Source organism: Streptomyces olivaceoviridis, assembly GCF_014650115.1.
GTDB classification, from domain to species: Bacteria; Actinomycetota; Actinomycetes; order Streptomycetales; family Streptomycetaceae; genus Streptomyces; species Streptomyces olivaceoviridis.
In genome coordinates, this window is record NZ_BMUI01000006.1 from 1 (window position 1) to 23,398 (window position 23,398).

Sequence of the window (23,398 nt, forward strand, 5' to 3'; positions counted from 1 at the left end):
GCGTTTCCGACTCTATCAGACCGTTTCGCGATCCGATTTCCTCGGTGCTTTCCAGGTTTCCGCTCTCGCGTTTCCCTTTCCAGCGGTTCCGACTCTATCAGACCGTTTCGCGATCTGATTCCCAGTCGGCGGGGTGTCTCGGGGGTTTTTGGCTTTCGCTGTCGGCCCTTTCGACATTCACTACGCTAGCCGATTCCCTCGGGAACTCATAATCGAGTCTCGCGAGTTCGAATTCGGGCACACGGGTGCGCCAGAAACGACCCCGCTGAGGGGTTGAAGCTAAGTAGTGGGTTGGCCGCTCCGGCTGCAGGCGATCGCCGTACCCGGTTCAGCGGCTCGGGATACATTACGCATCCCGGCGGCCCGCGTCAACTTCGGCGGCGCCGCGGCACATGGGCCCGATAGGGGCTCACGGTCGGGTCGGCGGCGACCCAGAAGCGCCACGGGTGGAGGTCGCCGTCTCCTCCCTCGCCGGCGACGCCGGTACGCGGACCGTTGCGTACCTGGTCGGAGGGGACCGGTGTCCCCGTGAGCATCTTCAGGGGGGTCTCGCCGAAGGCGCACGCGTCCGCGCCGTCCAGGGCCCGGTCGACCTCCAGGGCCGTGGCCAGCCGGGCCGGTCCCTTGGCCAGTTCCTTGTCGTTCCGGGCCGAGACGCGTCGCTTGCGGGCCAGTTCGGCGCCCTCCACCACTTCGCCCGCGCGGAGCAGGACCCCGCTGGCCCGGCCCTCGGGTCCGCAGACCAGGTTCATGCAGTGCCACATGCCGTAGGTGAAGTAGACGTACACGTGTCCCGGCGGGCCGAACATCACCGCGTTGCGGGCGGTGGGGCCGCGGAAGGCGTGCGAGCCGGGGTCGTTCGGGCCGTCGTACGCCTCCACCTCCGTGAGGCGGAGGGCGATCGGGCCGTCGGGTGTCGTCCGGACCAGAACGCGGCCCAGGAGGTCGGGTGCGACCTCCAGTACCGGGCGGTCGAAGAAGGCTCGGGGCAGTGGCGTACGGTCCGGGGGCGCGATCATGCCCTCCGAGGGTAGTCCAGACGGGGCACCGCGCCGGCGGAACCGGGCGTGGGCGGATCGCGTTTGTACGGGTCGAGGGTCCATTCGTAAAGGGAGAGTCATGGCGTTCAAGAAGCTGCTCGCGAGCCTGGGGGCCGGCGGGGCGTCGGTCGAGACCGTACTGACCGAGGTGAATGTCGTACCGGGTGGTGTCGTCCAGGGTGAGGTGCGGATCCAGGGCGGGTCCGTGAACCAGGCCATCGAGGGGCTGTCCGTCGGGCTCCAGGCCAAGGTCGAGGTGGAGAGCGGCGACCAGGAGTACAAGCAGGACATCGAGTTCACCAAGGTGCGGCTCGGCGGTGCCTTCGAGTTGCAGGCGGGGGCCGTGCACGCGGTGCCGTTCGGGCTGGAGATCCCCTGGGAGACGCCGATCACCATGATCGACGGACAGGCGCTGCGGGGGATGAACATCGGTGTGACCACCGAGCTGGCGATCGCGCGTGCCGTGGACTCCGGCGATCTGGACCCGATCAACGTGCACCCGCTGCCGGCGCAGAAGGCGATCCTGGACGCCTTCATCCAGCTGGGCTTCCGCTTCAAGAACGCGGACATGGAGCGCGGGCACATCCGGGGCACGCGGCAGAAGCTGCCGTTCTACCAGGAGATCGAGTTCTTCCCGCCGTCGCAGTACCGGGGGCTGAACCAGGTGGAGCTGAGCTTCGTCGCGGACGAGCACGCGATGGACGTCGTGCTGGAGATGGACAAGAAGGCGGGTCTGTTCAGCGAGGGGTCGGACACCTTCCGGTCGTTCCAGGTGGGTCTGAACGACTGGCAGGGGACCGACTGGGCGGCTTACCTCAACCAGTGGCTGTCCGAGGTCGGCAGCAAGCGCAACTGGTTCTAGGCTCGGGAACTGCTGGTTCCAGATCATCGATCAGGAGGTACCGAGGTGACCGAGCTCAAGCGGCGGCCGCTCCCCCATGACTTCCATCCGCCCGTGCCGTCGTTCACGGTGACGAGCGAGGACATCGAGGAGGGTGCGACGCTCAAGAGCGCCCAGGTCCATGCGGAGGGCGACACGTCACCGCAGCTGCGCTGGGAGGGCTTCCCGGCCGGGACCAAGAGCTTCGCCGTGACCTGCTACGACCCCGACGCGCCGACCGGCAGCGGGTTCTGGCACTGGGTCCTGTTCGACATCCCGGCCTCCGTGACGGAGCTGCCGGCGGGTGCGGGCAGCGGCAAGTTCGAGGGGCTGCCCGCGGGCGCGGTGCACGTGCGCAACGACTACGGGACGAAGGACTTCGGCGGTGCCGCTCCGCCGCCCGGGGACGGCCCGCACCGGTACGTCTTCACGGTGTACGCGGTGGACCAGGAGAAGCTGGGTCCGGACGCGGACGTCTCTCCGGCCGTCGTCGGTTTCAACCTGCGGTTCCACACGCTCGCGCGCGCCCAGCTCATCGGTGAGTACGAGAACCCCGCGCGGAGCTGACGCGAGCGCAAGGATTCAGCCAAGGGTTCATGGAACGTTTGCCCGCCTCCGGTCTTGGAAGTGATCGGAGGCGGGCATTTTTTATTGCGTTGTCCATCTCGGCGCGCCCGTCCAGAGTTGATCCGAGCCCGCCGGGGGGTGGGCAGGTGCACACGGGAGGTGGGCTGGATGCGTGACACGCTGGTGCTGAACGCGAGCTTCGAGCCGCTGTCGACGGTGACGCTGAACCGTGCGGTCGTTCTGGTGCTCCAGGACAAGGCCGTCGTCGAGCAGGCCCATCCCGAACTGCGTATGCGGGGTGTCGATGTCGACATACCGGCGCCTCGGGTGATCCGGTTGTGCCGATATGTACGGGTGCCGTTCCGAAGACAAGCTCCGTGGTCACGGCGGGGGGTGCTGGTCAGGGACCGACACCGGTGCGCGTACTGCGGGCGGCGGGCGACGACCGTGGACCATGTGGTGCCGCGGTCTCAGGGTGGGCAGGACACGTGGCTGAATACGGTCGCCGCGTGCGCCGAGGACAATCACCGGAAGGCGAACCGGACTCCGGAAGAGGCCGGGATGGCGCTGCTCCGGGAGCCGTTCGAGCCGACGCCGGCGGATGCGATGCTCCTGGCTCTGGGCGCCGAGGACTTCGAGGCTCTTCCTGAGTGGCTCGCTCGGGATGCGGCCTGATCGTCTGCCGGGTTGGGGCTGTCGGCGGCTGCGGGTCGTCCGTGGTTGACCGCGCGGTTCCCCGCGCCCCCGGAGGGGCGCGGGTCGCAGCGGTGCCGTGAAGGACCCTCAGTCGATCGACGGCTTCTCTCGGCGCTCGGAACCGGCGGAGCCACCGTTGCCCGATGAGCCGTTGTTGCCCGAACCTCCGCCCAGGGGGCCGAAGTTGCCCATCGCTCCGGAGAGGCCCTTGAGGGCGTCGCCGATTTCGCTGGGGACGATCCAGAGCTTGTTGGCGTCGCCCTCGGCGATCTTGGGGAGCATCTGGAGGTACTGGTAGGACAGCAGCTTCTGGTCCGGGTCGCCGGCGTGGATGGCCTCGAAGACCGTGCGGACGGCCTGGGCCTCGCCCTCGGCGCGCAGGGCCGCCGCCTTGGCCTCACCTTCGGCGCGCAGGATCTGCGACTGCTTCTCGCCCTCGGCGGTGAGGATGGCGGCCTGGCGCGTGCCTTCCGCGGTGAGGATGGCGGCGCGCTTGTCACGGTCGGCGCGCATCTGCTTCTCCATCGAGTCCTGGATGGAGGTCGGGGGCTCGATGGCCTTCAGCTCCACGCGGTTGACGCGGATGCCCCACTTGCCGGTGGCCTCGTCCAGGACGCCGCGCAGGGCCGCGTTGATCTCCTCGCGGGAGGTCAGCGTCCGTTCCAGGTCCATGCCACCGATGATGTTGCGCAGGGTGGTGACGGTGAGCTGCTCGATCGCCTGGATGTAGCTGGCGACCTCGTAGGTGGCGGCCCGGGCGTCGGTGACCTGGTAGTAGATGACCGTGTCGATGTTCACGACCAGGTTGTCCTGGGTGATCACCGGCTGCGGCGGGAACGGTACGACCTGTTCACGCAGGTCGATGCGGTTGCGGATGGTGTCGATGAACGGGACCACGATGTTGAGGCCCGCGTTCAGCGTCCGCGTGTAGCGGCCGAAGCGCTCGACGATGGCCGCGCTGGCCTGTGGGATGACTTGGATCGTCTTGATCAGGGCGATGAAGACCAACACCACCAGGATGATCAGGACGATGATGACCGGTTCCATCGTCGTTCCCCGTACCCTTCTCCGCCTCGGCTCTTTCGGCAGATCTCATGACTGTTGAAGATCTTGCTGGTCGAGTCTGACAGACCGTCGCGCAACTCGTGAGTCGTTCTCGGTCAGTTGGCCCTCAGATGACGATCGCGGTGGCCCCTTCGATGTCCACGACGTCCACCTCCTGGCCCACTTCGTAGGCACGGCCGGTGTCGAGGGCGCGGGCCGACCAGACCTCCCCGGCGAGTTTGATGCGCCCTCCGGAGGCGTCGACCCGCTCCAGGACGACGGCCTGCCTGCCCTTCAACGCCTCCACGCCGGTGGCGAGTCGGGGGCTCTGCCGGCCGTGCCGGGCCGCGATGGGCCGGACGACGGCGATGAGGGCGACGGAGACGACGACGAACGTCAGGACCTGGATGACCGCGTCGAAGCCGAGGGCGGAGACGACCGCCGCCGCCACGGCGCCCACCGCGAGCATGCCGAACTCCGGCATCGCGGTGACCACGAGCGGGATTCCGAGCGCCGCCGCGCCGACGAGCCACCACACCCATGCGTCGATGTCGTTCACATGGTCATGGTAGGGCCGCGGTCGGACGGCGGACAGGGCGCGCAGGGGAGAGCAGAGGGTCAGGACAGGGGCAGACCCTGGGCGGTCCAGCGGTCGCCGACCTGCTCCACGACGAGCGGGAGGCCGAAGCAGAGGGAGAGGTTGCGGGAGGTGAGTTCGAGCTCGATCGGGCCGGCGGCGAGCACCTTGCCCTGGCGGATCATGAGGACGTGGGTGAAGCCGGGGGCGATCTCCTCGACGTGGTGCGTGACCATGATCATCGAGGGGGCGATGGGGTCGCGGGCGAGCCGGCCGAGGCGGCGTACCAGGTCCTCGCGACCGCCGAGGTCGAGACCGGCGGCGGGTTCGTCCAGCAGGAGCAGCTCGGGGTCGGTCATCAGGGCGCGGGCGATCAGGGTGCGCTTGCGCTCGCCCTCGGAGAGGGTGCCGAACTTCCTCTCCAGGTAGTCGCTCATGCCGAGGCGGTCGAGGAAGGCACGGGCGCGCCGCTCGTCGACCTCGTCGTACTCCTCCTGCCAGTGGGCGGTCATGCCGTAGGCGGCCGTCAGGACGGTCTCCAGCACGGTCTGGCGCTTGGGGAGCTTGTCGGCCATGGCCATGCCGGCCATGCCGATGCGGGGGCGCAGTTCGAAGACGTCGGTGCCGGGCTTGCCGAGGGTCTCACCGAGGATGGTGGCGGTGCCCTTGCTGGGGTAGAGGTAGCTGGAGGCGACGTTCAGGAGGGTGGTCTTGCCGGCACCGTTGGGACCGAGGATGACCCAGCGCTCGCCCTCCTTGACCGACCAGGAGACCTGGTCCACCAGAGCCCGGCCCTCACGGACCACGGATACGTCCTGAAGCTCCAGAACATCGCTCATGAGCGCGTTGTCTCCCCTTGCTGTGTGGCCGGTCTCGGCTGTCGCGTACGCCTGTGGCTCGGGTCCGCCGCGCCGGTGGGCGCAGCCCTTATGAAATCTACGCCACGAGTGCCCCGCTCCATTCCATCGGTCCGGTCCTTAGGGTGGGGGCATGCTCTCGGAACCGCGTTCAGGACGCCTTGCCGCTTGGGGAAATGCCCTTTTGGCCGGACTTGTCTCTCCGGATGACGCCGTACTTGCCGTCGTGGGCGAGGACGCCGTGCACCGGGTGGAGGGGCTGCCCGGTGAGTCCGCGCCGGTCGGGCTGACCCTCGCACTGGGGCGGCTGCGCACGCTGGGGGTGACCGGACTGCGGGTGGCGCTGCCCGCGCCGGGGCATCCGCTGGGGCTGAGCGGCCCACCGGAGTTCAACGCGCGGGCGCTGGAGGCCGAGGAGGCGGTGGTCTGTCACGGGTCCGCGTTCGGGCTGGTGCCCGAGGTGTACGAGGCCGGGCCCGCGGGCGATGTACATGCCGAGGTGCTCTGGCACGTGCTGCCGGTGCGGGAGGCGCCGCCCGCCGATGTGCCGTCACTGGGCGAGGCCGAGCGGGAGCTGGCGGAGGCGCTGCGGGAGGCGACCGAGGTGCTGTCGAAGCTGGACGTCGCCGGGTCGGGGCCGGTGGCGGAGGCGGCGATCGACGCGTACCGGGCACGGGCCGAGCGTGGCCGGGAGGTGCTGGCGCCGGGGTATCCGCCGCGTGCGGTGCGGGTGTTGGAACTGGCGCAGCGGGTGGGGCTGCTGGTGTCCCTGGCGTACGACAACGGTCACGGGGGCGCGGTGAGTGCCTCGGAGATGGCGGCACGCGGAGCGGCACTGCGGCCGGTGGAGCGGACGGCCCGGCGGGCGCAGGTGGCGGCGTACAACTCGTTCGTGGAGCAGCGGGAGCGCGGGATGCGGTGAGTCGGGGGGCGGGACGGGGCGGATGCCTGCGGCCGGGGCCGGGACGGATGCCTGACGACCGGGGCCGGGGCGGGGGGGCTGAGCGCTCGGCGCGGGCTCGGAAGGTTGAGGGCCGGGCGCGCACGTACGCCTGAGAGACCGGGCTCGTACGCATGCCGGGGGCCCAGGGCCGATGCTGAAGACCGGGGGTCCGGCGCAGGCTAGGAAAGCTGAGGGGCCGGGCGGGCGCGGGTGCCGGGGGGCCGACGTGGATGCCCGCCGGTCCGGCGCGGACTCGGGAGCTGAGGGGCCCGGCCGGCTCGGACGCCTGGGGGCCGGGGCGGGCGCGGAAGGCTGAGGACTCGCCGCAGGCACGCACTCCAAAAGCCCGGAGGCGACGCGAAAGCCTGGCGGCCGGAGCCGGCGCGGAAGCTGGGCACCCAGGCCGACGCCGAACGCTGAGGACTCGCCGCAGGCACGCACTCCAAAAGCCCGGAGGCGACGCGAAAGCCTGGCGGCCGGAGCCGGCGCGGAAGCTGGAGACCCAGGCCGGCTCGGAAGACTGAGGGCTCGCCGTTGGCGCGCATTCACAAGAGGCCGACGCGGCGCGGGAGGCTGGTGGCCGGAGGCTAGAGGTCCAGGGTCGGTGCGGAAGCCCGACGCTCGCTGCGGGCGCGTTACGGGGGGCTGGCGGACGGGGCCGGTGTGTGTCTGAGGGGCCGGCCCCGGGGGGCGTCGTTATCGGCTGACGCTCGTGTTGCCGAAGGCCGGGTTCAGGGCGCCGACCAGGTCGGCGGTCAGGCCGTCCACCTGGACCGGGACGTCGACCGGGAGCTGGGCCGTGAGACCGGACGCGACGCCCGGGGACCGTACGGCGGCGCCGTGGGCCTCCGCGTCGGCGACCGCCGAACCGGCGGACGCGCCTGCGGCGAGGCCGGCGGCGGTCACGGCGAGCACGGCCTTCTTGACGATGTTCATGGGACGGGTTCCTCCTGCGTGTGCTGCTCCGACCCGACCGTGGGCCGTGTGCTGATCAACGCGGGAGCCCCCGGCGAGGTACGGGAACCCCGGTCCCGGCGCCCGTTCGGGCCAGTCGGACGACAACCCGACAGGCCCCCCGGTGCGCCAGGGAGCCTGACGTCGTCGCCGGCCGGAGCCTCAGCCGTTGAGGCCGAGGTTGCCGAAGGCCGGGTTCAGCACGCCGATGACGTTCACGCTGTTGCCGACCGCGTTCACCGGGACGTGCACCGGGACCTGGGCAACGTTGCCCGAGCCGACGCCCGGGGAGCCGGCGGCCTCGCCGGCCGCGTGGGCGCCACCGTGGGCCGAGGCCAGACCGGCACCGGCCGCCACCAGACCGCCGGCCACCATCGTCACGGCCGCTGCCTTCTTCAGGTTCTTCACTGTCAACCCCTCCTGGTCGTTCACCGCGGCGATCTCCGCGGCACGCACTGGAGAACGGCGGAGATCACCGGAGGGTGCGCCATCCGGGTGGCATTCCCACGACAGTATGAATCTCGGTCCGGACCGTAACCCTCCGTGTTGCCGCGGGTCAGGCGTGGGTCAGGGCGTGTCAGCCGGCCACGCCGTGGCGTACGGCCCACAGCGCGGCCTGGGTGCGGTCGGCGAGGTCGAGTTTCATCAGGATGTTGGAGACGTGCGTCTTGACGGTCTTCTCGGACAGGACGAGCGCGCGGGCTATCTCGCGGTTGGAGCGGCCGTCCGCGATCAGGCCGAGCACCTCTCGCTCCCGCTCGGTGAGCGAACCGCCCCTGCCCTGCCCGGTGCCGGCCTCGTCCTGGGAGAGCAGGGCGCCGGCGACCTCGGGCTGGAGCAGGATGTGCCCGGCGTGCACGGAGCGGATGGCGCCGGCGAGGGCGTCGGGGTCCACGTCCTTGTAGACGTACCCGGCGGCGCCCGCGCGCAGGGCCGGGACGACTGTGCGCTGCTCGGTGAAGCTGGTGACGATGAGCACGCGCGCGGGGTGGTCGAGTTCACGCAGTCTGCGCAGGGCGTCGATGCCGTCCATGCCCGGCATCTTCACGTCCATGAGGACGACGTCGGGCCGCAGTTCCTCGGCGCGGGCGACTCCCTCGGCGCCGTCGGCGGCCTCGCCGACGACCTCGATGTCGTCCTGGACCTCCAGGAAGGTGCGCAGGCCCCGGCGGACGACCTGGTGGTCGTCGACCAGCAGGACCTTGATCGGTTCACCCACCGGGGACCTCCATCTCGATCGTGGTGCCCTTGCCGGGCGCGGATTCCACGGTCAGCGTGCCGCCGACCCCGCTCGCCCGGTCCCGCATCGAGACGAGGCCGAGGTGGCGTCCGGCGCGGCGGGTCGCCGTGGGGTCGAAGCCGCCGCCGTCGTCCGTGACGCGCAGGACGGCTCCGTGGCCGCGCCGGTCCACGGTCACCTCGACCCGGTCGGCACCGGAGTGGCGCAGGGCGTTGTGCAGGGCCTCCTGGGCGACCCGGAGCAGGGCCTCCTCCTGGGCGGCGGGCAGGGCGCGGAAGCCGTTGCTGGTGAAGGTCACGCGCGCGGTGTGGGCGCGGTCCAGGACCCGTGTCTGGGTGCGCAGGGTGGCGATCAGGCCGTCCTCGTCCAGCGCGGCGGGCCGCAACTCCACGACGGCGGCGCGCAGTTCGTCGGCGGCCTCGGCGGCGAGGGAGGCCACCTGGTGCAGTTCGCCCTTGGCGCGGGCGGGGTCGCGGTCGACGAGGGCGGCTGCCGCCTGCGCGGTCAGGCGCAGGGAGAACAGCTTCTGGCTGACCGCGTCGTGCAGTTCGTGGGCGAGGCGGGAGCGTTCCTCGGCGATGGTCAGTTCGCGGCTGCGCTCGTAGAGGCGGGCGTTGGTGAGGGCGATGGCGGCGTGCTGGGCGAGGATGGAGAGCAGTTCCTCGTCCTCCTGGGTGAAGCCGCAGCTCCCCTCGGGTTTGGGGCAGTTCTTGTTCGCGAGGAACAGGGCGCCGATGACCTCGTCGCCGTCGCGGATGGGCAGGCCCAGGAAGTCGGCGAGGTCGGGGTGGGCGGACGGCCAGCCCTCGAAGCGGGGGTCCTTGCGCACGTCGGCGAGGCGCTCGGCCTTCGCCTCGTGCAGCATCGCGGCGAGGATGCCGTGCTGGCGCGGGAGCGGGCCGATGGCACGCCACTGCGCGTCGCTGACGCCGTCCACGACGAACTGGGCGAAGCCGCCGTGGTCGTCGGGGACGCCGAGCGCGGCGTACTGCGCGTCGAGCAGCTCGCGCGCGGAGGCGACGATCGTCTTCAGGACGTCGCGCATCTCCAGGTGCCTGCTCATGGCCAGCAGCGCGGAACTCACCGCGGCGAGGCCGGACCGGGGGCCTTGACTCATGTTCCTCACGGTACCGGCGGGGTCCGACAGCGCGGATCGGACCGGTGGCGGCGGGCCCCGGTCCGCTGGGCCTAGGTCCGGTGGCGTAGGCCGCCGGTTCCGGGGGGCGGGGCGCGGGCCGCGGGTCCTGGGACGCCGGGCGTAGGCCGCCGGTACCCGGGCGTCGGGCGTACGCCGAAGGGCCCGGGGCGTCGGGCGTACGCCGAAGGGCTCCCGTGCTTTGCGGCCCGCGTCCGAGGCGGTCCGAGGGGTGCCGTTCCTAGGTTGAGGTCACCGCCCGAGGGGGCGGTGAGCGACGAGGGGACGGTAGTCATGCCGGTAGCGATCATCACGGGGGCCTCGAAGGGCCTGGGGCGGGCGCTCGCCGAGGCGCTGGGGGCACGCGGCTGGGACCTGGTGCTCGACGCCCGGGGCGCCGACGCCCTCAAGGAGACCGCGGAGGCGGTCGCGGGGCACGGTACGCGGGTGGTGGCGCTGCCCGGGGACGTCACGGACGGCGGGCACCGGGCGGAGCTGGTGGCCGCCGCATGGCGGCTGGGCGGTGCCGATCTGCTGGTGAGCAACGCGAGCGCGCTGGGCGCCGAGCCGCTGGTGCGGCTGGCGGAGCTGCCGCCGGAGGGGCTGCGGCGGGCCCTGGAGGTGAACGTGGTGGCGGCGCTCGGACTGGTCCAGGAGGCGCTGCCGCTGTTGCAGGCGTCGCCGGCGGGCACGGTGATCGCGGTCTCCTCGGACGCGGCGGCGGAGGCGTACGAGACGTGGGGCGGCTATGGCGCCTCCAAAGCGGCCCTGGACCAGCTCGCCGCGGTGCTCGGGGTGGAGGAGCCGGGGCTGCGGGTGTGGGCGGTGGATCCCGGGGACATGGCGACGGACCTGTACGCGGCGGCCGTACCGGACGACGACGCTCCGCGTCCGGCGCCCGCCGATGTCGTGCCGGCGTTCCTGCGGCTGCTGGACGAGCGGCCGGCGAGCGGGCGGTACGCGGCGCCGGCCCTGCTGGAGGCCCGGTGACCGTGTCCACGGGGGTCTGCCCGCTCGGGCCCCGGAAGCGGGGGAAGGTCCCCGCGGAACTGTCCGCGCGCGTGCCCGCCGAGCAGCGGGGGCCGGGGCTGGGGCGGGACGCCGTACGGCTGATGGTGTCGCGCGGGACGGAGGTGTCGCACCACGCGTTCCGCGAGTTGCCGGGGCTGCTGCGGGCCGGGGATCTGCTGGTGGTGAACACCTCCCCGACGCTGGCCGCGGCGGTCGACGGCCGGATCGGGCACGCGCGCGTGGTGGTGCATTTCTCCACGCGCGGGGACGACGGGCGGTGGGCGGTCGAGCTACGGGAACCGGACGGGCGCGGTACTACGCGCGCGCGTGCGGGCTCGCCCGCGGGAACAGAGGTGTCGCTGCCGGGCGGGGGGCGGCTGCTGCTGGAGGAGCCGCTGAGCGCGCGGGGTGAGCGGCTGTGGTGGGCGCGGGTCGCCGGGGCGGAGGTACCGGAGGTGCTCGGCGGCCACGGGCGGCCCATTCGCTACTCCTATACGGAGCGGGACCAGCCGCTGTCCGCGTACCAGACGGTGTTCGCGCTGCCGTCGCCGGACGGGGCGGGCAGTGCCGAGATGCCGAGCGCGGCCCGGCCCTTCACCGCGCGGCTGGTGGCGGAGCTGGTGAGCCGGGGGGTGTGGTTCGCGCCGGTGACGCTGCACACAGGGGTCTCGTCGGCGGAAGCGCACGAGCCGCCGTATCCGGAGCGGTTCTCGGTGCCGGAGGCGTCGGCGCGGCTGATCAACCAGGTCCGGACGCGTCAGGAAAGGCTCCAGGCGCCTCCCCGGGCGGAGGGCGGCCGGGTGATCGCGGTGGGGACGACGGCCGTGCGGGCCGTGGAGTCGGCCACGGGGCCGGACGGTGTGGTGCGGGCGGCCGAGGGGTGGACGGATCTGGTGGTGACCCCGGAGCGCGGGATACGGGCGGTGGACGGCCTGCTGACCGGGTTGCACGAGCCAGAGGCTTCCCACCTGCTGATGCTGGAGGCGGTCGCCGGGCGGGCGGCGGTCGACCGTGCCTACGAGGAGGCGCTGCGGGCGCTCTACCTGTGGCACGAGTTCGGCGACGTCCATCTCATCCTTCCGGCGGAGAGCCCTCACTCAGAGCATTGCGATGGCAACATGCGGTGAGATGGCATGGCGCTCCATGTGAGCCCGCGCATAGGGCGTGCATCACGTACGAAAGGACATAGGAGATAAACGCCCCCGCATGAACGGGACAGACGGTCCTGTCTGTCCCGTTTTGCCCATCCCTGATCCACTATCGGGCTTCGTACGTCACACCTTTGCCTGGGCATTTTGCGCCCGCTAAGAATTGCATCCGTCGCTCAGCGCCGCGGGCTTTCCGGCCCCGCGGCGTTCGTGTGGGAGGAGCCGATTCCCCCGGCGGACGCAGGAGCGACCTCCGCGCTATCGAAGAGGTCCATCAGCCATGCCCAAGAACATCCTCAACCGTGCTCACAGTCGTCAGCTGACCAAGCACCACAAGATCGCCGTCGCCGGTGTCGCCGCACTCGGCACCGCCGCCCTCGCCTTCTCGGCCGCTCCGAGCAACGCCGACACGGTCACCACCGGCGCCCCCGCCACGACCGCGCAGGTCGCCGCCACCGGCACCGTCCTCCAGAACGTCAAGGGCACGGTCACGGACCAGCTCGCCGCCAAGAACATCAAGCTCGACACCCTCGCGGCGCAGAAGAAGACCGCCGACGCCGCCGTCGCGAAGAAGGCCGCCGTCGACGCCGCCGTCAAGAAGGCCGCGCAGGAGCGCGCCGTCACGGCCGCCGCCGCCCGCTCCACCCAGCGCCTGCCCATGGAGCCGGTCGCCGCGAAGACGTACACCAACAACCTGGACGGCTGGATCCGCCAGTCCCTGGACATCATGAAGGCCAAGCGCATCCCGGGCAGCTACAACGGCCTGCACCGCAACATCATGCGGGAGTCCTCCGGCAACCCCAACGCCATCAACAACTGGGACATCAACGCCGTCAACGGCATCCCGTCCAAGGGCCTGCTCCAGGTGATCCCGCCCACCTTCCAGGCGTACCACGTCCCCGGCACCTCCTGGAACATCTACGACCCGGTCGCCAACATCACCGCCGCCGCCAACTACGCGGCCCACCGGTACGGCTCGATCGACAACGTCAACAGCGCGTACTGAGGCCCTGGCGCGGGACCTCGACGACGTACGGCCGAAGGGCGGCACCCCCTGCGCGGGGATGCCGCCCTTCGGCGTCGTACGAGCGGGTGCCGCCAAGGCGCGCGGCTACTTGCGCATGACCTCCGGCTCGTGGCGGCGCAGGAAGCGGGCCACGAAGAAGCCGCAGAGCGCACCGAGCGCGATCAGCGCGATCATGTCCATGCTCCACGCGCCGACCGTGTGGTTCCACAGCGGGTCGTTGTCGCCGGCGGTCTCCGGCGGGCTGATCCGGTTGAAGTCCAGCGTGGCGCCGGCCGCGGCGACCGCCCAGCGGGACGGCATCAGGTACGAGAACTCGTTCACACCGACCGTGCCGTGCAGGGCGAACAGGCAGCCGGTGAAGACGACCTGGATGATCGCGAACATCACCAGCAGCGGCATGGTCTTCTCGGCCGTCTTCACCAGTGAGGAGATGATCAGGCCGAACATCATCGCGGCGAAGCCGAGCCCCATGATCGGCAGGGACAGCTCCAGCAGCGTGGCGTGCCCGAGGATGAGGCCCCGGTCCGGGATCTCGCGCCTGCCGAAGCCGATGACGCCGACCAGCAGCCCCTGGAACCCGGTGATCACGCCGAGCACGAACACCTTCGACATCAGGTACGCCGACCGGGACAGGCCGGTGGCCCGCTCCCGCTCGTAGATCACTCGTTCCTTGATCAGCTCGCGGACGGAGTTGGCGGCCCCGGCGAAGCAGGCGCCGACGGCCAGGATCAGCAGCACGGTGGTGGCGGTGCCGTTGGGCGCGATCTGGCCGGTCCGCGCGTTGGGGCCGTTGGGCAGCAGACCGTGGTCCGGGTGGATCAGCAGGCTGACCGAGCCGATGACGGCCGGCAGGAGCACCATCAGGGCCAGGAAGCCGCGGTCGGAGGCGATGACCGACACATAGCGCCGCACCAGGGTGACGAACTGGGAGAGCCAGCTCTGCGGCTTGGGCGGCCTGATCGCCTGCATCGGCGGCATCTGGACCGCCTGCGGGGCGACCGAGTCGACGTCCGCGGCGTACATCTGGTAGTGCTGCGAGCCCTTCCAGCGGCCCGCCCAGTCGTAGTCGCGGTAGTTCTCGAAGGCGGAGAAGACGTCGGCCCAGCTGTCGTAGCCGAAGAAGTTCAGGGCCTCCCCCGGCGGGCCGAAGTAGGCGACCGCGCCGCCCGGCGCCATCACCAGCAGCTTGTCGCACAGCGCCAGCTCGGCCACCGAGTGGGTGACGACGAGCACGGTACGGCCGTCGTCGGCGAGGCCGCGCAGCAGCTGCATGACGTCGCGGTCCATGCCCGGGTCGAGGCCGGAGGTCGGCTCGTCCAGGAAGATCAGCGACGGCTTGGTCAGCAGCTCAAGGGCCACCGACACGCGCTTGCGCTGGCCGCCGGAGAGCGAGGTGACCTTCTTGTCCTTGTGGATGTCGAGCTTCAGCTCGCGCAGCACCTCGTCGATGCGGGCGTCGCGCTCCTGGGCCGTGGTGTCGGCGGGGAAGCGCAGCTTGGCCGCGTACTTCAGGGCCTTCTTGACGGTCAGCTCCTTGTGCAGGATGTCGTCCTGCGGGACCAGACCGATGCGCTGGCGGAGCTCGGCGAACTGCTTGTACAGGTTCCGGTTGTCGTACAGCACCTCGCCCTGGTTGGCGGGCCGGTAGCCGGTGAGCGCCTTGAGCAGGGTCGACTTGCCGGAACCGGACGGCCCGATCACCGCGATCAGCGACTTCTCGGGTACGCCGAAGGAGACGTCCTTGAGGATCTGCTTGCCGCCGTCGACCGTGACGGTCAGATGGCGGGCCGAGAAGGAGACCTCACCGGTGTCGACGAACTCTTCGAGGCGGTCGCCGACGATCCGGAAGGTGGAGTGGCCGACGCCGACGATGTCGGTCGGGCCGAGCAGCTGCGAGCCGCCCTTCGGGATCGGCTGGCCGTTGACGAAGGTGCCGTTGTGCGAACCGAGGTCGCGGATCTCGAAGCGGCCGTCGGGCGTGGCGTGGAACTCGGCGTGGTTGCGGGAGACCTGGAGGTCGGAGACGACCAGGTCGTTCTCCAGGGCACGGCCGATGCGCATCACGCGGTCGAGCGCGAACTGGTGGAACGTGGTCGGGCTGCGGTCGCCGTGGACCGGCGGCGCCCCCTCGCCACCACCGGGCGTCTTCTGCGCGTACTGCTCGGCGGGGCCGGCCTGCTGCTGCGGGAACGCGGGCGGCTGCTGCCAGCCGGCCTGGGGGGCCTGGTGCTGCGCGGGCGCCTGGTGGGGTACGGCCTGCTGCGGGGCGGGCTGCTGGGGCGCGGGCGCCTGCTGCCAGCCGGGGGCGCCGGCGCCCTGGGCCGCGTACGGCGCCGCTGCCTGCGGTACCGCTGCCTGCGGCTGCTGGGCCGGGCCGCCGACGGGTGCCGTGGTCGCCGACAGGTTCAGCCGCGGTCCGTCGGTCGCGTTGCCGAGGTGCAGCGACGAGCCGGGGCCGATCTCCAGGTGCTGGATCCGCTGGCCCTGCGCGTACGTGCCGTTGGTGCTGCCGTGGTCCTCGATGACCCAACTGCGGCCGTTGAAGCTGACCGTGGCGTGCCGCCAGGAGACCCTGGCGTCGTCGAAGACGATGTCCCCCTGCGGATCACGTCCGAGGATGTATGCCCTGGATGGATCGAGCATCCAGGTATGTCCATTTGTTTCGAGTACGAGTTCCGGCACTCCATGCCCCACTGAGTTGTCCCCCGAGTTGCCCCCGTCGCGGGGAGTCTAGGGATGTCGAACATCGTGGGGAACTATTTCAGGCTCGGCCCCAGGACCGAAACTCGGGCCTTGGCAAGGGGTTCGGGGCGCTCCGACTCGTGGTTCGTTCCCCCTACGTCCTTCCGGTCGGTTCCACGTGCCTGCGTGTGAACGGAGTTGTCACGGCTTCGGCCGAACTTCTCGTACGGGGGCGGTGGTCGTGGGCTCGGTTGTCCGCTGATCGCCCTGCCCGGCCTGTCGGTCCCGGCCGTCCTCACCGCCCTGCTGGTGGCCGTGACGACGGGGTCGGTCGTGGCGCGCGGTGGCACCGACGGGTCACGGTGGCCGGGCGGCGGACAGCACCGTCGGCACGGCCGGCCGGTCGGTGCGTGGCGGCCGGGCCACAGCGCCCTCGGCTCCCACGGCCCCGCAAGCCGTGGTGGGGACGGCCGACAGCTTCCGGGCAGGCCACGGACGGCCGGCCGCCGGTGCCGGGCAGGATGCGTACGGCGTCCAGATCCCCACCGGACCGCTCCTCGGCCCTCCTCCCCCGCCACCACGAGGCGTCACGGCCGGGCCCGGATGCGTGCCGGCCGGACACCCGGCCCAGCCACCCCGCACACCGCCCCGAGAGCGGCCCGGACCACCGGCGCGCCGCGCCCGGACGCCGCTCCGGTGGCCGCGCCCGCCGCCGTCTCCATCTGCCGTCCAGCCCAGGTCGTGGGACCCTCGTGGTGGAGCCGGGCGGTATCGCTCGCGCGACGGCGGTGCCGTTTCCCGGTGGCAAGCTCCTCGACACCGGGCCGACACCCATTGTTCCGTGTCCGTCAGGCGGACCTCGGCGGCGAGAGGCACTGGGTGCCGGATACGGTGGTGACACCATGAGCGCTTCGCAGACCTCCGCTTCGCAGACCCCCGAGGTCCCCACCCTCCTCGTCAAGATCTTCGGCAAGGACCGGCCGGGCATCACGGCCGGCCTCTTCGACACCCTCGGCGCCTACCTCGTCGACGTGGTCGACATCGAGCAGGTCGTCACCCGGGGCCGCCTGGTGCTGTGCGTGCTGGTGACCCAGCCGCCGGCCGGCCTGGAGGGTGACCTGCGGGCCACCGTGCACAGCTGGGCCGAGTCGATGAAGATGCAGGCGGAGATCATCTCCGGCCACGGCGACAACCGGCCGCGCGGCCTCGGGCGCTCCCTGGTGACCGTCCTCGGCCACCCGCTCACCGCCGAGTCGACCGCCGCGATCGCCGACCGGATCGCGAAGGCCGGCGGCAACATCGACCGCATCTTCCGGCTGGCCAAGTATCCGGTGACGGCGGTGGAGTTCGCGGTGTCCGGCGTGGAGACCGAACCGCTGCGCACCGCTCTGGCCTCCGACGCGGCGGCACTGGGTGTCGACATCGCGGTGGTCTCGGCGGGTCTGCACCGGCGCGCCCAGCGGCTGGTGGTCATGGATGTGGACTCGACCCTGATCCAGGACGAGGTCATCGAGCTGTTCGCCGCGCACGCCGGCTGTGAGGACCAGGTCGCCGAGGTGACGGCGGCGGCGATGCGCGGGGAGCTGGACTTCGAGCAGTCGCTGCACGCGCGCGTGGCGCTGCTGAAGGGGCTGGACGCGTCGGTGGTGGAGAAGGTGCGCGAGGAGGTCCGGCTGACGCCGGGCGCGCGCACGCTGATCCGCACCCTGAAGCGGCTCGGCTACCAAGTGGGGGTCGTCTCCGGCGGCTTCACCCAGGTGACCGATGACCTGAGGGAGCGGCTGGGGCTGGACTTCGCGCAGGCCAACACGCTGGAGATCGTCGACGGGAAGCTGACCGGCCGGGTCACCGGCGAGATCGTGGACCGGGCGGGCAAGGCGCGGCTGCTGCGCCGCTTCGCGGCGGAGGCCGGGGTGCCGCTGGCGCAGACGGTGGCGATCGGTGACGGCGCGAACGACCTGGACATGCTGAACGCGGCGGGCCTGGGCGTGGCCTTCAACGCCAAGCCGGTGGTCCGGGAGGCGGCGCACACGGCGGTGAACTTCCCCTTCCTCGACACGGTCCTCTACCTCCTCGGCATCACCCGGGAAGAGGTCGAGGCCGCCGACATGCACGACGACGAGGACTGAGCGGGGGCCCGCCCCGCCCGCTCGCCGGGAGGGCGCCCGTGTCTGGGCTGTCGGGAGGGCTCGGCACCCTGTGCGGTGCCGGGCCCTTCGCCGTCCGGTGTGCCGCGTCGGCGCCGGGTCACTCGGAGGGCGCCCAGTAGTCCACGAGTGTGGCCACGCCGGGCTCGACGCCCTTCCAGGGACCGTCGAAGGACAGCAGGGCGAAGGCGGCCGCGGGGAAGCCCCGCCGGTCCATCCGCTCCCGGGCGTCGTCGTCGGCCGCGCCGGCCAGGATGTCGGCCAGACCGTGCACGCCGGGGTTGTGGCCGATCAGGATCACGTTCCGCACCTCGTCCGGGACCTCGTTGAGCACGGCGATCAGCTCGCCGGGCGAGGCCTCGTAGACCCGCTCCTCGTAGACGGTCTTCGGCCGGTGCGACAGCTCGTGCACGGCGAGCTTCCAGGTCTCGCGGGTGCGGGTCGCCGTGGAGCACAGGGCCAGGTCGATGGTGATGCCGGTGTCGGCCAGCTTGCGTCCGGCGACGGCGGCGTCCGTACGGCCGCGCTCGGCGAGCGGGCGCTCGTGGTCGGGGACCTGGGGCCAGTCGGCCTTCGCGTGCCGGAAGAGGACGATCCTGCGGGGTTCTGCGACGCTCATGGGTCCCAGCTTCGCATGAAACAGGCGGCCCGGCTCAGGGAGTTGACATGCGGATTCACCGCGTGAGGGGGCTTGTCGTCAGCGCGCGAGGAGCTGCTGGGCGCGCTCCAGGAGCCGCGTGATCGCCGGGTCGCCGGTCGCCGCGTGGGCGTCCGACGGGTTCAGTATCAGCGCGAGCAGCACGAGGAACGCGAGGGCGGGCAGGGCGAGGGCCCACCAGGGCAGCCGGATGTCGACGCCGCCGGTGTTCGCCGGGTGGGGCCGGGAGTGGGTGCGGGCCGCCATGGTCGCCTCCGAGAGTCCTCAAGCTGGTCCGTGACCGCCCGGTGCGGTCACCTCTCGAAGGTACGGAAGCCGGGGCCGCCAACCCATCCGGAGTTCCACCCAGTTGACCCTGACCCTTGCCCCCTAGGGGATGGTGGGGTCAGCCCCACCGTCCGCCCGGCAGCCCCGGAAGACCGGGAGAGCCCGGAGAGCCCGGAGAACAGGGAACAGCAGGTGAACCGGGTGAAACGCCTCAGGTGAAGCCGGCAGCGCCTCAGGCGCTGCCGTCACGGGGACGCGAGGGTCGCCACGACGGCGATGATCACGAAGATGGCGAGGAACGAGCCGAAGACGAGCAGCATCTTCTTCTGGCCGTTCTTCGGGTTCGGGTCGAGCACAGGCTGCATGCGCCCAGTCTCGCACCTCGCCCCCGCTTCACGGCGCCGGGGGCACCCGGTCGGGTCAGCGCGCCGCCTCGTCCTCCACCGTCCGGTCGCGGCCCGCCAGGAAGCCCACCACCATCTGCGGCACCATGAGGGCCGCCATGAGGGCGAGCGGCACTCCCCAGCCGCCGCTCTGCTGGTAGAGCACGCCGACCAGCAGGGGGCCGGGGATGGAGATCAGATAGCCGGTGCTCTGGGCGAACGCGGACAGCTGGGCCACACCCGGACCGCTGTGGGCCCGCATGCCGACCATCGTCAGCGCGAGCGGGAAGGCGCAGTTGGAGACGCCGAGCAGCAGGGCCCAGGCCCAGGCGCCGGCGGCCGGGGCGAGGTACAGCCCGGCGTACCCGGCGAGGCCGCAGGCGCCCAGGACCAGCACGATCGGGCCCTGGTGAGGCAGCCGGGTGGCGATCCTCGGGATGACGAAGGCCAGCGGCACGCCCATCACCATGGTGACGGCGAGCAGCACGCCCGCGGTGCCCGCGGACACACCGGCGTCCCGGAAGATCTGCGGCATCCAGCCCATGGTGATGTAGGCGGCGGTGGCCTGGAGACCGAAGAAGACGGCGAGCGCCCAGGCGGTGCGGCTGCGGGTCATCCGCAAGGGGGCGTGCTGCCGCTCCGCCCCGCGCGCGGGCTCCCGCCGCTGGGCGGCGGCGCCTCGGTCGCGGACGAGCGGCAGCCAGGGCAGGACGGCGGCGGCGGCCAGGGCCGCCCACACGGCGAGGCCGGACTGCCAGCCGCCGCCCAGGGCGTCGGTCAGCGGGACGGTCACCGCGGCGGCGGCGGAGGTGCCGAGGGCGAGGGCCATCGAGTACAGGCCGGTCATGGAGCCGACCCGGTCGGGGAACCAGCGCTTGACGATGACCGGCATCAGGACGTTGCTGACGGCGATGCCCATGAGGGCGAGCGCGCTGGCGGCCAGGAATCCGGCGGTGTTGCCGACGTACGGCCGTATGAGCAGACCGGCGGTGATGGCCACCATGCCGGCGCACACCACGGCGGCCGGTCCGAAGCGGCGGGCCAGGCGGGGCGCGGTGACACCGAAGACGGCGAAGCACAGCGGGGGCACGGAGGTGAGCAGTCCGGCCACGCCGCCGCTCATGCCGAGCCCGTCGCGGACCTCCTCCAGGAGGGCGCCCAGGCTGGTGATGGCCGGGCGGAGGTTCAGCGCGGAGAGCACGATGCCTAGGACGACCAGCCGGACCGTCCACGCGCGTGTGCCGCCCGCGCCGGGCGTCGTCTCCTGGATGCGCGTCGCGTCCGTACCGCGTTCGGTCGGTGCCATCGCCGTACGGGTCTCCACTGTCCGGGTTTCCTCACTAGCCATGAGGCACATCATAGAATCATGGGATGATTGGTTGTCCAACCCCGCACTACCCGTGGCCCGCGCGCCCCGGCCCCTCGTGCGAAGGTGTGCCATGCCTTTGAGCCACCCGCGCCGTTCGGCGCTGTCCGAACAGGTCATCGCCGCGCTGCGCCACCAGATCACGTCCGGCGAGTGGCCGGTCGGGTCGCGCATCCCGACGGAGCCGGAACTGGTCGAGCAGCTCGGTGTCGCCCGCAACACGGTCCGTGAGGCCGTCCGCGCGCTCGCCCACAACGGTCTGCTGGACATCCGCCAGGGCTCGGGGACGTACGTGGTGGCCACGAGCGAGCTGGCCGGGGTGATGCACCGCCGTTTCGCCGGCGCCGACCCGCGGCACATCGCCGAGCTGCGGTCCACGCTGGAGTCGGCGGCGGCGAAGCTGGCCGCCGAGCGGCGCACCGAGAAGGACCTCAAGCAGCTCGACGCGCTGCTGGCCCGGCGCGAGGAGGTCTGGGAGGGCGGCGACACGGAGGCCTTCGTGACCGCCGACGCCACCTTCCATCTGGCCGTGGTGGCCGCGTCCCACAACGACGTGATGACCGCGATGTACGCCGACCTGGGCGAGGTGCTGCGGGACTGGCTGCGCGCGGACGTCGGGGCGGGGCTGACCCCGGAGACGTACATGGACCACACGCGCCTGGTGGACGCGATCCGCGCGGGGGACGCGGAGGCGGCGGCGGCGGAGGCCGCGAGCTATCCGTTCCTGTGCGACCCGGGGCGGTTCACCGCACCTTCTGGTGGCTGATCCACACCGAGCGGACTTCCTTCCAGCACCGGCCGCTCAGCCGTACGGTCATCGCGGCCCCGGCGTCCACCGGGGCGCTGTCGGTGTCGATGTCCCACCAGCGGTCGCACTCGATGTGCAGCCGCACACGGTCGGTGTCGACATAGGGGTTGTGGCAGTACGTCACCACGTGGGAACCGTGGACGGCCGTGCGGCACGAGGCGCCGAACCGGCTCGGCGCGGGCGGCTTGCCGTCGCTCACGCGCGCGTGCGGCAGCGCGTCGTACGGCAGGGACAGGACGAGGGCGAGGGCCACGGTCACCGGGGCCAGGCTGCGGGACAGGCGCACCAGGGGACCTCCTCGGCCGGGCGGCGCGGGGACGAGCGAGGGACGGCGTAATCCAGGGTGCGCCGTCCGCGCGGCGGCGGCCCGGCCGGTGAGCCGAACGGATGGCGGCTCCCCCCGCCGAACGGGTGACGCCCCGTTCCCCGCCGGTGGCGGGGAACGGGGCGTCGGTGCGGTCCCGCGGCGATCAGGCGCCGATGGCGTGCAGACCGCCGTCGACGTGGATGATCTCGCCGGTGGTCTTCGGGAACCAGTCGCTCAGCAGGGCGACGACACCGCGGCCGGCCGGCTCCGGGTCCTTCAGGTCCCACTCCAGCGGGGAGCGGGTGTCCCACACGGAGGCCAGCTCGCCGAAGCCCGGGATGGACTTGGCGGCCATGGAGCCGAGCGGGCCCGCCGAGATGAGGTTGCAGCGGATGTTCTGCTTGCCCAGGTCGCGGGCCATGTAGCGGCTGGTCGCCTCCAGGGCGGCCTTGGCCGGGCCCATCCAGTCGTACTGCGGCCAGGCGAACTGCGCGTCGAAGGTGAGGCCGACGACCGAGCCGCCGTTCTGCATCAGCGGCAGGCAGGCCATCGTGAGCGACTTCAGGGAGTACGCCGAGACGTGCATGGCGGTGGCGACCGACTCGAACGGCGTGTTCAGGAAGTTGCCGCCGAGCGCGTCCTGCGGGGCGAAACCGATGGAGTGGACGACGCCGTCGAGGCCGCCCAGTTCCTCGCCGACCACGTCGGCCAGGCGGGCGAGGTGCTCGTCGTTGGTGACATCCAGCTCGATGACCTTGGTGGGCTTCGGCAGCTTCTTGGCGACGCGCTCCGTCAGGGTGGGCCGCGGAAACGCGGTCAGGATGATCTCGGCGCCCTGCTCCTGGGCCAGCTTGGCGGTGTGGAAGGCGATGGAGGACTCCGTCAGCACGCCCGTGATCAGGATGCGCTTGCCGTCGAGGATTCCGCTCATGGTGATCAGTGACCCATTCCCAGTCCGCCGTCAACCGGGATGACGGCTCCAGTGATGTACGAGGCGTCGTCCGAGGCGAGGAACCGCACCGTCGCGGCGATCTCCTCGGGCTGCGCGTAACGGCCGAGCGGCACCTGAGAGACGATGTTCTGGCGCTGCTCGTCGGTGAGCACCTTGGTCATGTCGGTGTCGACGAAACCGGGCGCGACGACGTTGAAGGTGATGTTGCGCGAGCCCAGCTCCCGGGCGAGGGAACGCGCGAAGCCGACCAGGGCGGCCTTGGATGCGGCGTAGTTCGCCTGGCCCGCCGAGCCGAGCAGGCCGACCACGGACGAGATCAGGACGACGCGGCCCTTCTTGGCGCGCAGCATGCCGCGGTTGGCACGCTTGACGACACGGAAGGTGCCCGTGAGGTTGGTGTCGATGACCGAGGTGAAGTCCTCCTCGGACATGCGCATGAGGAGCTGGTCCTTGGTGATGCCCGCGTTGGCGATCAGGACCTCGACCGGACCGTGCTGCTCCTCGATCTCCTTGTAGGCCTGCTCCACCTGCTCGGGGTCGGTGATGTCGCACTTGACGGCCAGGCAGCCCAAGTCCGCCAGGGCGGCCGGCGGCTCACCCGAACGGTATGTGATCGCGACCTTGTCGCCGGCGTCGGCGAATGCGCGGGCGATGGCGAGGCCGATGCCCCGGTTGCCTCCGGTGACGAGAACCGAGCGGCTCAACGGAT

The 23,398-nt window shown here is 71.5% G+C and carries 25 protein-coding genes; 9 read left to right on the forward strand and 16 right to left on the reverse strand.

The features are described 5' to 3' along the window. Positions 1-368: 368 nt before the first annotated feature. On the reverse strand, positions 369-1,019 hold the full coding sequence (locus IE273_RS13295; RefSeq protein WP_189815370.1) for a DNA-3-methyladenine glycosylase: 651 nt from the start codon (positions 1,017-1,019) through the stop codon (positions 369-371). Between the two features lie 100 nt (positions 1,020-1,119). Between IE273_RS13295 and IE273_RS13300 the strand changes: the two genes are divergently transcribed. From IE273_RS13300 to IE273_RS13310, 3 genes are all read left to right on the forward strand, one after another. Next, entirely contained in the window at positions 1,120-1,902 is a 783-nt protein-coding gene (locus IE273_RS13300) for a sporulation protein (protein ID WP_103813086.1), read from the forward strand. Positions 1,903-1,947: 45 nt separating this feature from the next. After that, a complete protein-coding gene (locus IE273_RS13305) occupies positions 1,948-2,487 on the forward strand; it encodes a YbhB/YbcL family Raf kinase inhibitor-like protein (protein WP_189815371.1) in 540 nt (179 codons plus the stop codon). 168 nt (positions 2,488-2,655) lie between these two features. Next, positions 2,656-3,162, forward strand: a complete 507-nt coding sequence (locus IE273_RS13310; RefSeq protein WP_189815372.1) for an HNH endonuclease — start codon at positions 2,656-2,658, stop codon at positions 3,160-3,162. A gap of 108 nt (positions 3,163-3,270) precedes the next feature. Here the strand turns inward: IE273_RS13310 and IE273_RS13315 are convergent, their stop codons facing one another. The 3 genes from IE273_RS13315 to IE273_RS13325 all read right to left on the reverse strand — a co-directional run bounded on the left by IE273_RS13315 (position 3,271) and on the right by IE273_RS13325 (position 5,643). After that, on the reverse strand, positions 3,271-4,230 hold the full coding sequence (locus IE273_RS13315) for an SPFH domain-containing protein (protein WP_171157659.1): 960 nt from the start codon (positions 4,228-4,230) through the stop codon (positions 3,271-3,273). A 124-nt stretch (positions 4,231-4,354) separates the two neighbouring features. Then, a complete protein-coding gene (locus tag IE273_RS13320) occupies positions 4,355-4,786 on the reverse strand; it encodes an NfeD family protein (protein ID WP_189815373.1) in 432 nt (143 codons plus the stop codon). Between the two features lie 59 nt (positions 4,787-4,845). Continuing rightward, positions 4,846-5,643, reverse strand: a complete 798-nt coding sequence (locus tag IE273_RS13325; RefSeq protein ID WP_014671856.1) for an ABC transporter ATP-binding protein — start codon at positions 5,641-5,643, stop codon at positions 4,846-4,848. Between the two features lie 151 nt (positions 5,644-5,794). On the opposite strand from IE273_RS13325, the gene IE273_RS13330 reads away from it, so the two are divergent. Continuing rightward, complete coding sequence (locus tag IE273_RS13330) at positions 5,795-6,583, forward strand: Rv1486c family protein (protein WP_189815374.1); 789 nt, start codon at positions 5,795-5,797, stop codon at positions 6,581-6,583. A gap of 717 nt (positions 6,584-7,300) precedes the next feature. On the opposite strand, the gene IE273_RS13335 is transcribed toward IE273_RS13330, so the two are convergent. The 4 genes from IE273_RS13335 to IE273_RS13350 all read right to left on the reverse strand — a co-directional run bounded on the left by IE273_RS13335 (position 7,301) and on the right by IE273_RS13350 (position 9,915). Beyond that, a complete protein-coding gene (locus IE273_RS13335) occupies positions 7,301-7,540 on the reverse strand; it encodes a chaplin (RefSeq protein ID WP_189815375.1) in 240 nt (79 codons plus the stop codon). Between the two features lie 180 nt (positions 7,541-7,720). Next, positions 7,721-7,966 carry a chaplin gene (locus IE273_RS13340; RefSeq protein WP_014671859.1) on the reverse strand — a complete coding sequence of 82 codons (246 nt, stop codon included), beginning with the start codon at positions 7,964-7,966 and terminating at the stop codon, positions 7,721-7,723. Between the two features lie 169 nt (positions 7,967-8,135). Next, positions 8,136-8,777, reverse strand: a complete 642-nt coding sequence (locus IE273_RS13345; protein ID WP_189815376.1) for a response regulator — start codon at positions 8,775-8,777, stop codon at positions 8,136-8,138. Next, entirely contained in the window at positions 8,770-9,915 is a 1,146-nt protein-coding gene (locus IE273_RS13350; RefSeq protein WP_189815377.1) for a GAF domain-containing sensor histidine kinase, read from the reverse strand. Before IE273_RS13350 ends, IE273_RS13345 begins: the two co-directional genes overlap by 8 nt. A 312-nt stretch (positions 9,916-10,227) precedes the next feature. On the opposite strand from IE273_RS13350, the gene IE273_RS13355 reads away from it, so the two are divergent. The 3 genes from IE273_RS13355 to IE273_RS13365 all read left to right on the forward strand — a co-directional run bounded on the left by IE273_RS13355 (position 10,228) and on the right by IE273_RS13365 (position 13,098). Further along, complete coding sequence (locus tag IE273_RS13355) at positions 10,228-10,923, forward strand: SDR family NAD(P)-dependent oxidoreductase (RefSeq protein ID WP_189815378.1); 696 nt, start codon at positions 10,228-10,230, stop codon at positions 10,921-10,923. Continuing rightward, complete coding sequence (locus IE273_RS13360) at positions 10,920-12,071, forward strand: S-adenosylmethionine:tRNA ribosyltransferase-isomerase (RefSeq protein WP_189815379.1); 1,152 nt, start codon at positions 10,920-10,922, stop codon at positions 12,069-12,071. Before IE273_RS13355 ends, IE273_RS13360 begins: the two co-directional genes overlap by 4 nt. Positions 12,072-12,372: 301 nt before the next feature. After that, entirely contained in the window at positions 12,373-13,098 is a 726-nt protein-coding gene (locus IE273_RS13365) for a transglycosylase SLT domain-containing protein (protein WP_189815380.1), read from the forward strand. 105 nt (positions 13,099-13,203) lie between these two features. Here the strand turns inward: IE273_RS13365 and IE273_RS13370 are convergent, their stop codons facing one another. Further along, positions 13,204-15,801 carry an ABC transporter ATP-binding protein/permease gene (locus IE273_RS13370; protein ID WP_444545922.1) on the reverse strand — a complete coding sequence of 866 codons (2,598 nt, stop codon included), beginning with the start codon at positions 15,799-15,801 and terminating at the stop codon, positions 13,204-13,206. Between the two features lie 902 nt (positions 15,802-16,703). On the opposite strand from IE273_RS13370, the gene serB reads away from it, so the two are divergent. Then, positions 16,704-17,930, forward strand: a complete 1,227-nt coding sequence (gene serB / locus IE273_RS13375; protein WP_189815382.1) for a phosphoserine phosphatase SerB — start codon at positions 16,704-16,706, stop codon at positions 17,928-17,930. A gap of 118 nt (positions 17,931-18,048) precedes the next feature. On the opposite strand, the gene IE273_RS13380 is transcribed toward serB, so the two are convergent. The 4 genes from IE273_RS13380 to IE273_RS13390 form a co-directional block, all read right to left on the reverse strand. Next, positions 18,049-18,567 carry a SixA phosphatase family protein gene (locus tag IE273_RS13380; protein WP_014671867.1) on the reverse strand — a complete coding sequence of 173 codons (519 nt, stop codon included), beginning with the start codon at positions 18,565-18,567 and terminating at the stop codon, positions 18,049-18,051. A 78-nt stretch (positions 18,568-18,645) separates the two neighbouring features. Beyond that, positions 18,646-18,852: a hypothetical protein gene (locus IE273_RS13385; protein ID WP_189815383.1), complete on the reverse strand. Its 207-nt coding sequence runs from the start codon at positions 18,850-18,852 to the stop codon at positions 18,646-18,648. 266 nt (positions 18,853-19,118) lie between these two features. After that, complete coding sequence (locus IE273_RS44685) at positions 19,119-19,238, reverse strand: SGM_5486 family transporter-associated protein (protein WP_268257504.1); 120 nt, start codon at positions 19,236-19,238, stop codon at positions 19,119-19,121. Between the two features lie 55 nt (positions 19,239-19,293). Further along, positions 19,294-20,562 carry a CynX/NimT family MFS transporter gene (locus IE273_RS13390; RefSeq protein WP_373309346.1) on the reverse strand — a complete coding sequence of 423 codons (1,269 nt, stop codon included), beginning with the start codon at positions 20,560-20,562 and terminating at the stop codon, positions 19,294-19,296. Positions 20,563-20,695: 133 nt separating this feature from the next. On the opposite strand from IE273_RS13390, the gene IE273_RS13395 reads away from it, so the two are divergent. Then, entirely contained in the window at positions 20,696-21,388 is a 693-nt protein-coding gene (locus IE273_RS13395; protein ID WP_189815385.1) for a FadR/GntR family transcriptional regulator, read from the forward strand. Here IE273_RS13395 and IE273_RS13400 read toward each other — a convergent pair. The 3 genes from IE273_RS13400 to fabG all read right to left on the reverse strand — a co-directional run bounded on the left by IE273_RS13400 (position 21,366) and on the right by fabG (position 23,393). Further along, positions 21,366-21,716 carry a hypothetical protein gene (locus IE273_RS13400; RefSeq protein WP_189815386.1) on the reverse strand — a complete coding sequence of 117 codons (351 nt, stop codon included), beginning with the start codon at positions 21,714-21,716 and terminating at the stop codon, positions 21,366-21,368. The two genes, IE273_RS13395 and IE273_RS13400, sit on opposite strands and share 23 nt — an antisense overlap. Before the next feature lie 184 nt (positions 21,717-21,900). Continuing rightward, positions 21,901-22,668: an enoyl-ACP reductase FabI gene (gene fabI / locus IE273_RS13405; protein ID WP_189815387.1), complete on the reverse strand. Its 768-nt coding sequence runs from the start codon at positions 22,666-22,668 to the stop codon at positions 21,901-21,903. Positions 22,669-22,673: 5 nt separating this feature from the next. Then, on the reverse strand, positions 22,674-23,393 hold the full coding sequence (gene fabG, locus IE273_RS13410) for a 3-oxoacyl-[acyl-carrier-protein] reductase (RefSeq protein WP_189815388.1): 720 nt from the start codon (positions 23,391-23,393) through the stop codon (positions 22,674-22,676). Positions 23,394-23,398: the final 5 nt, after the last annotated feature.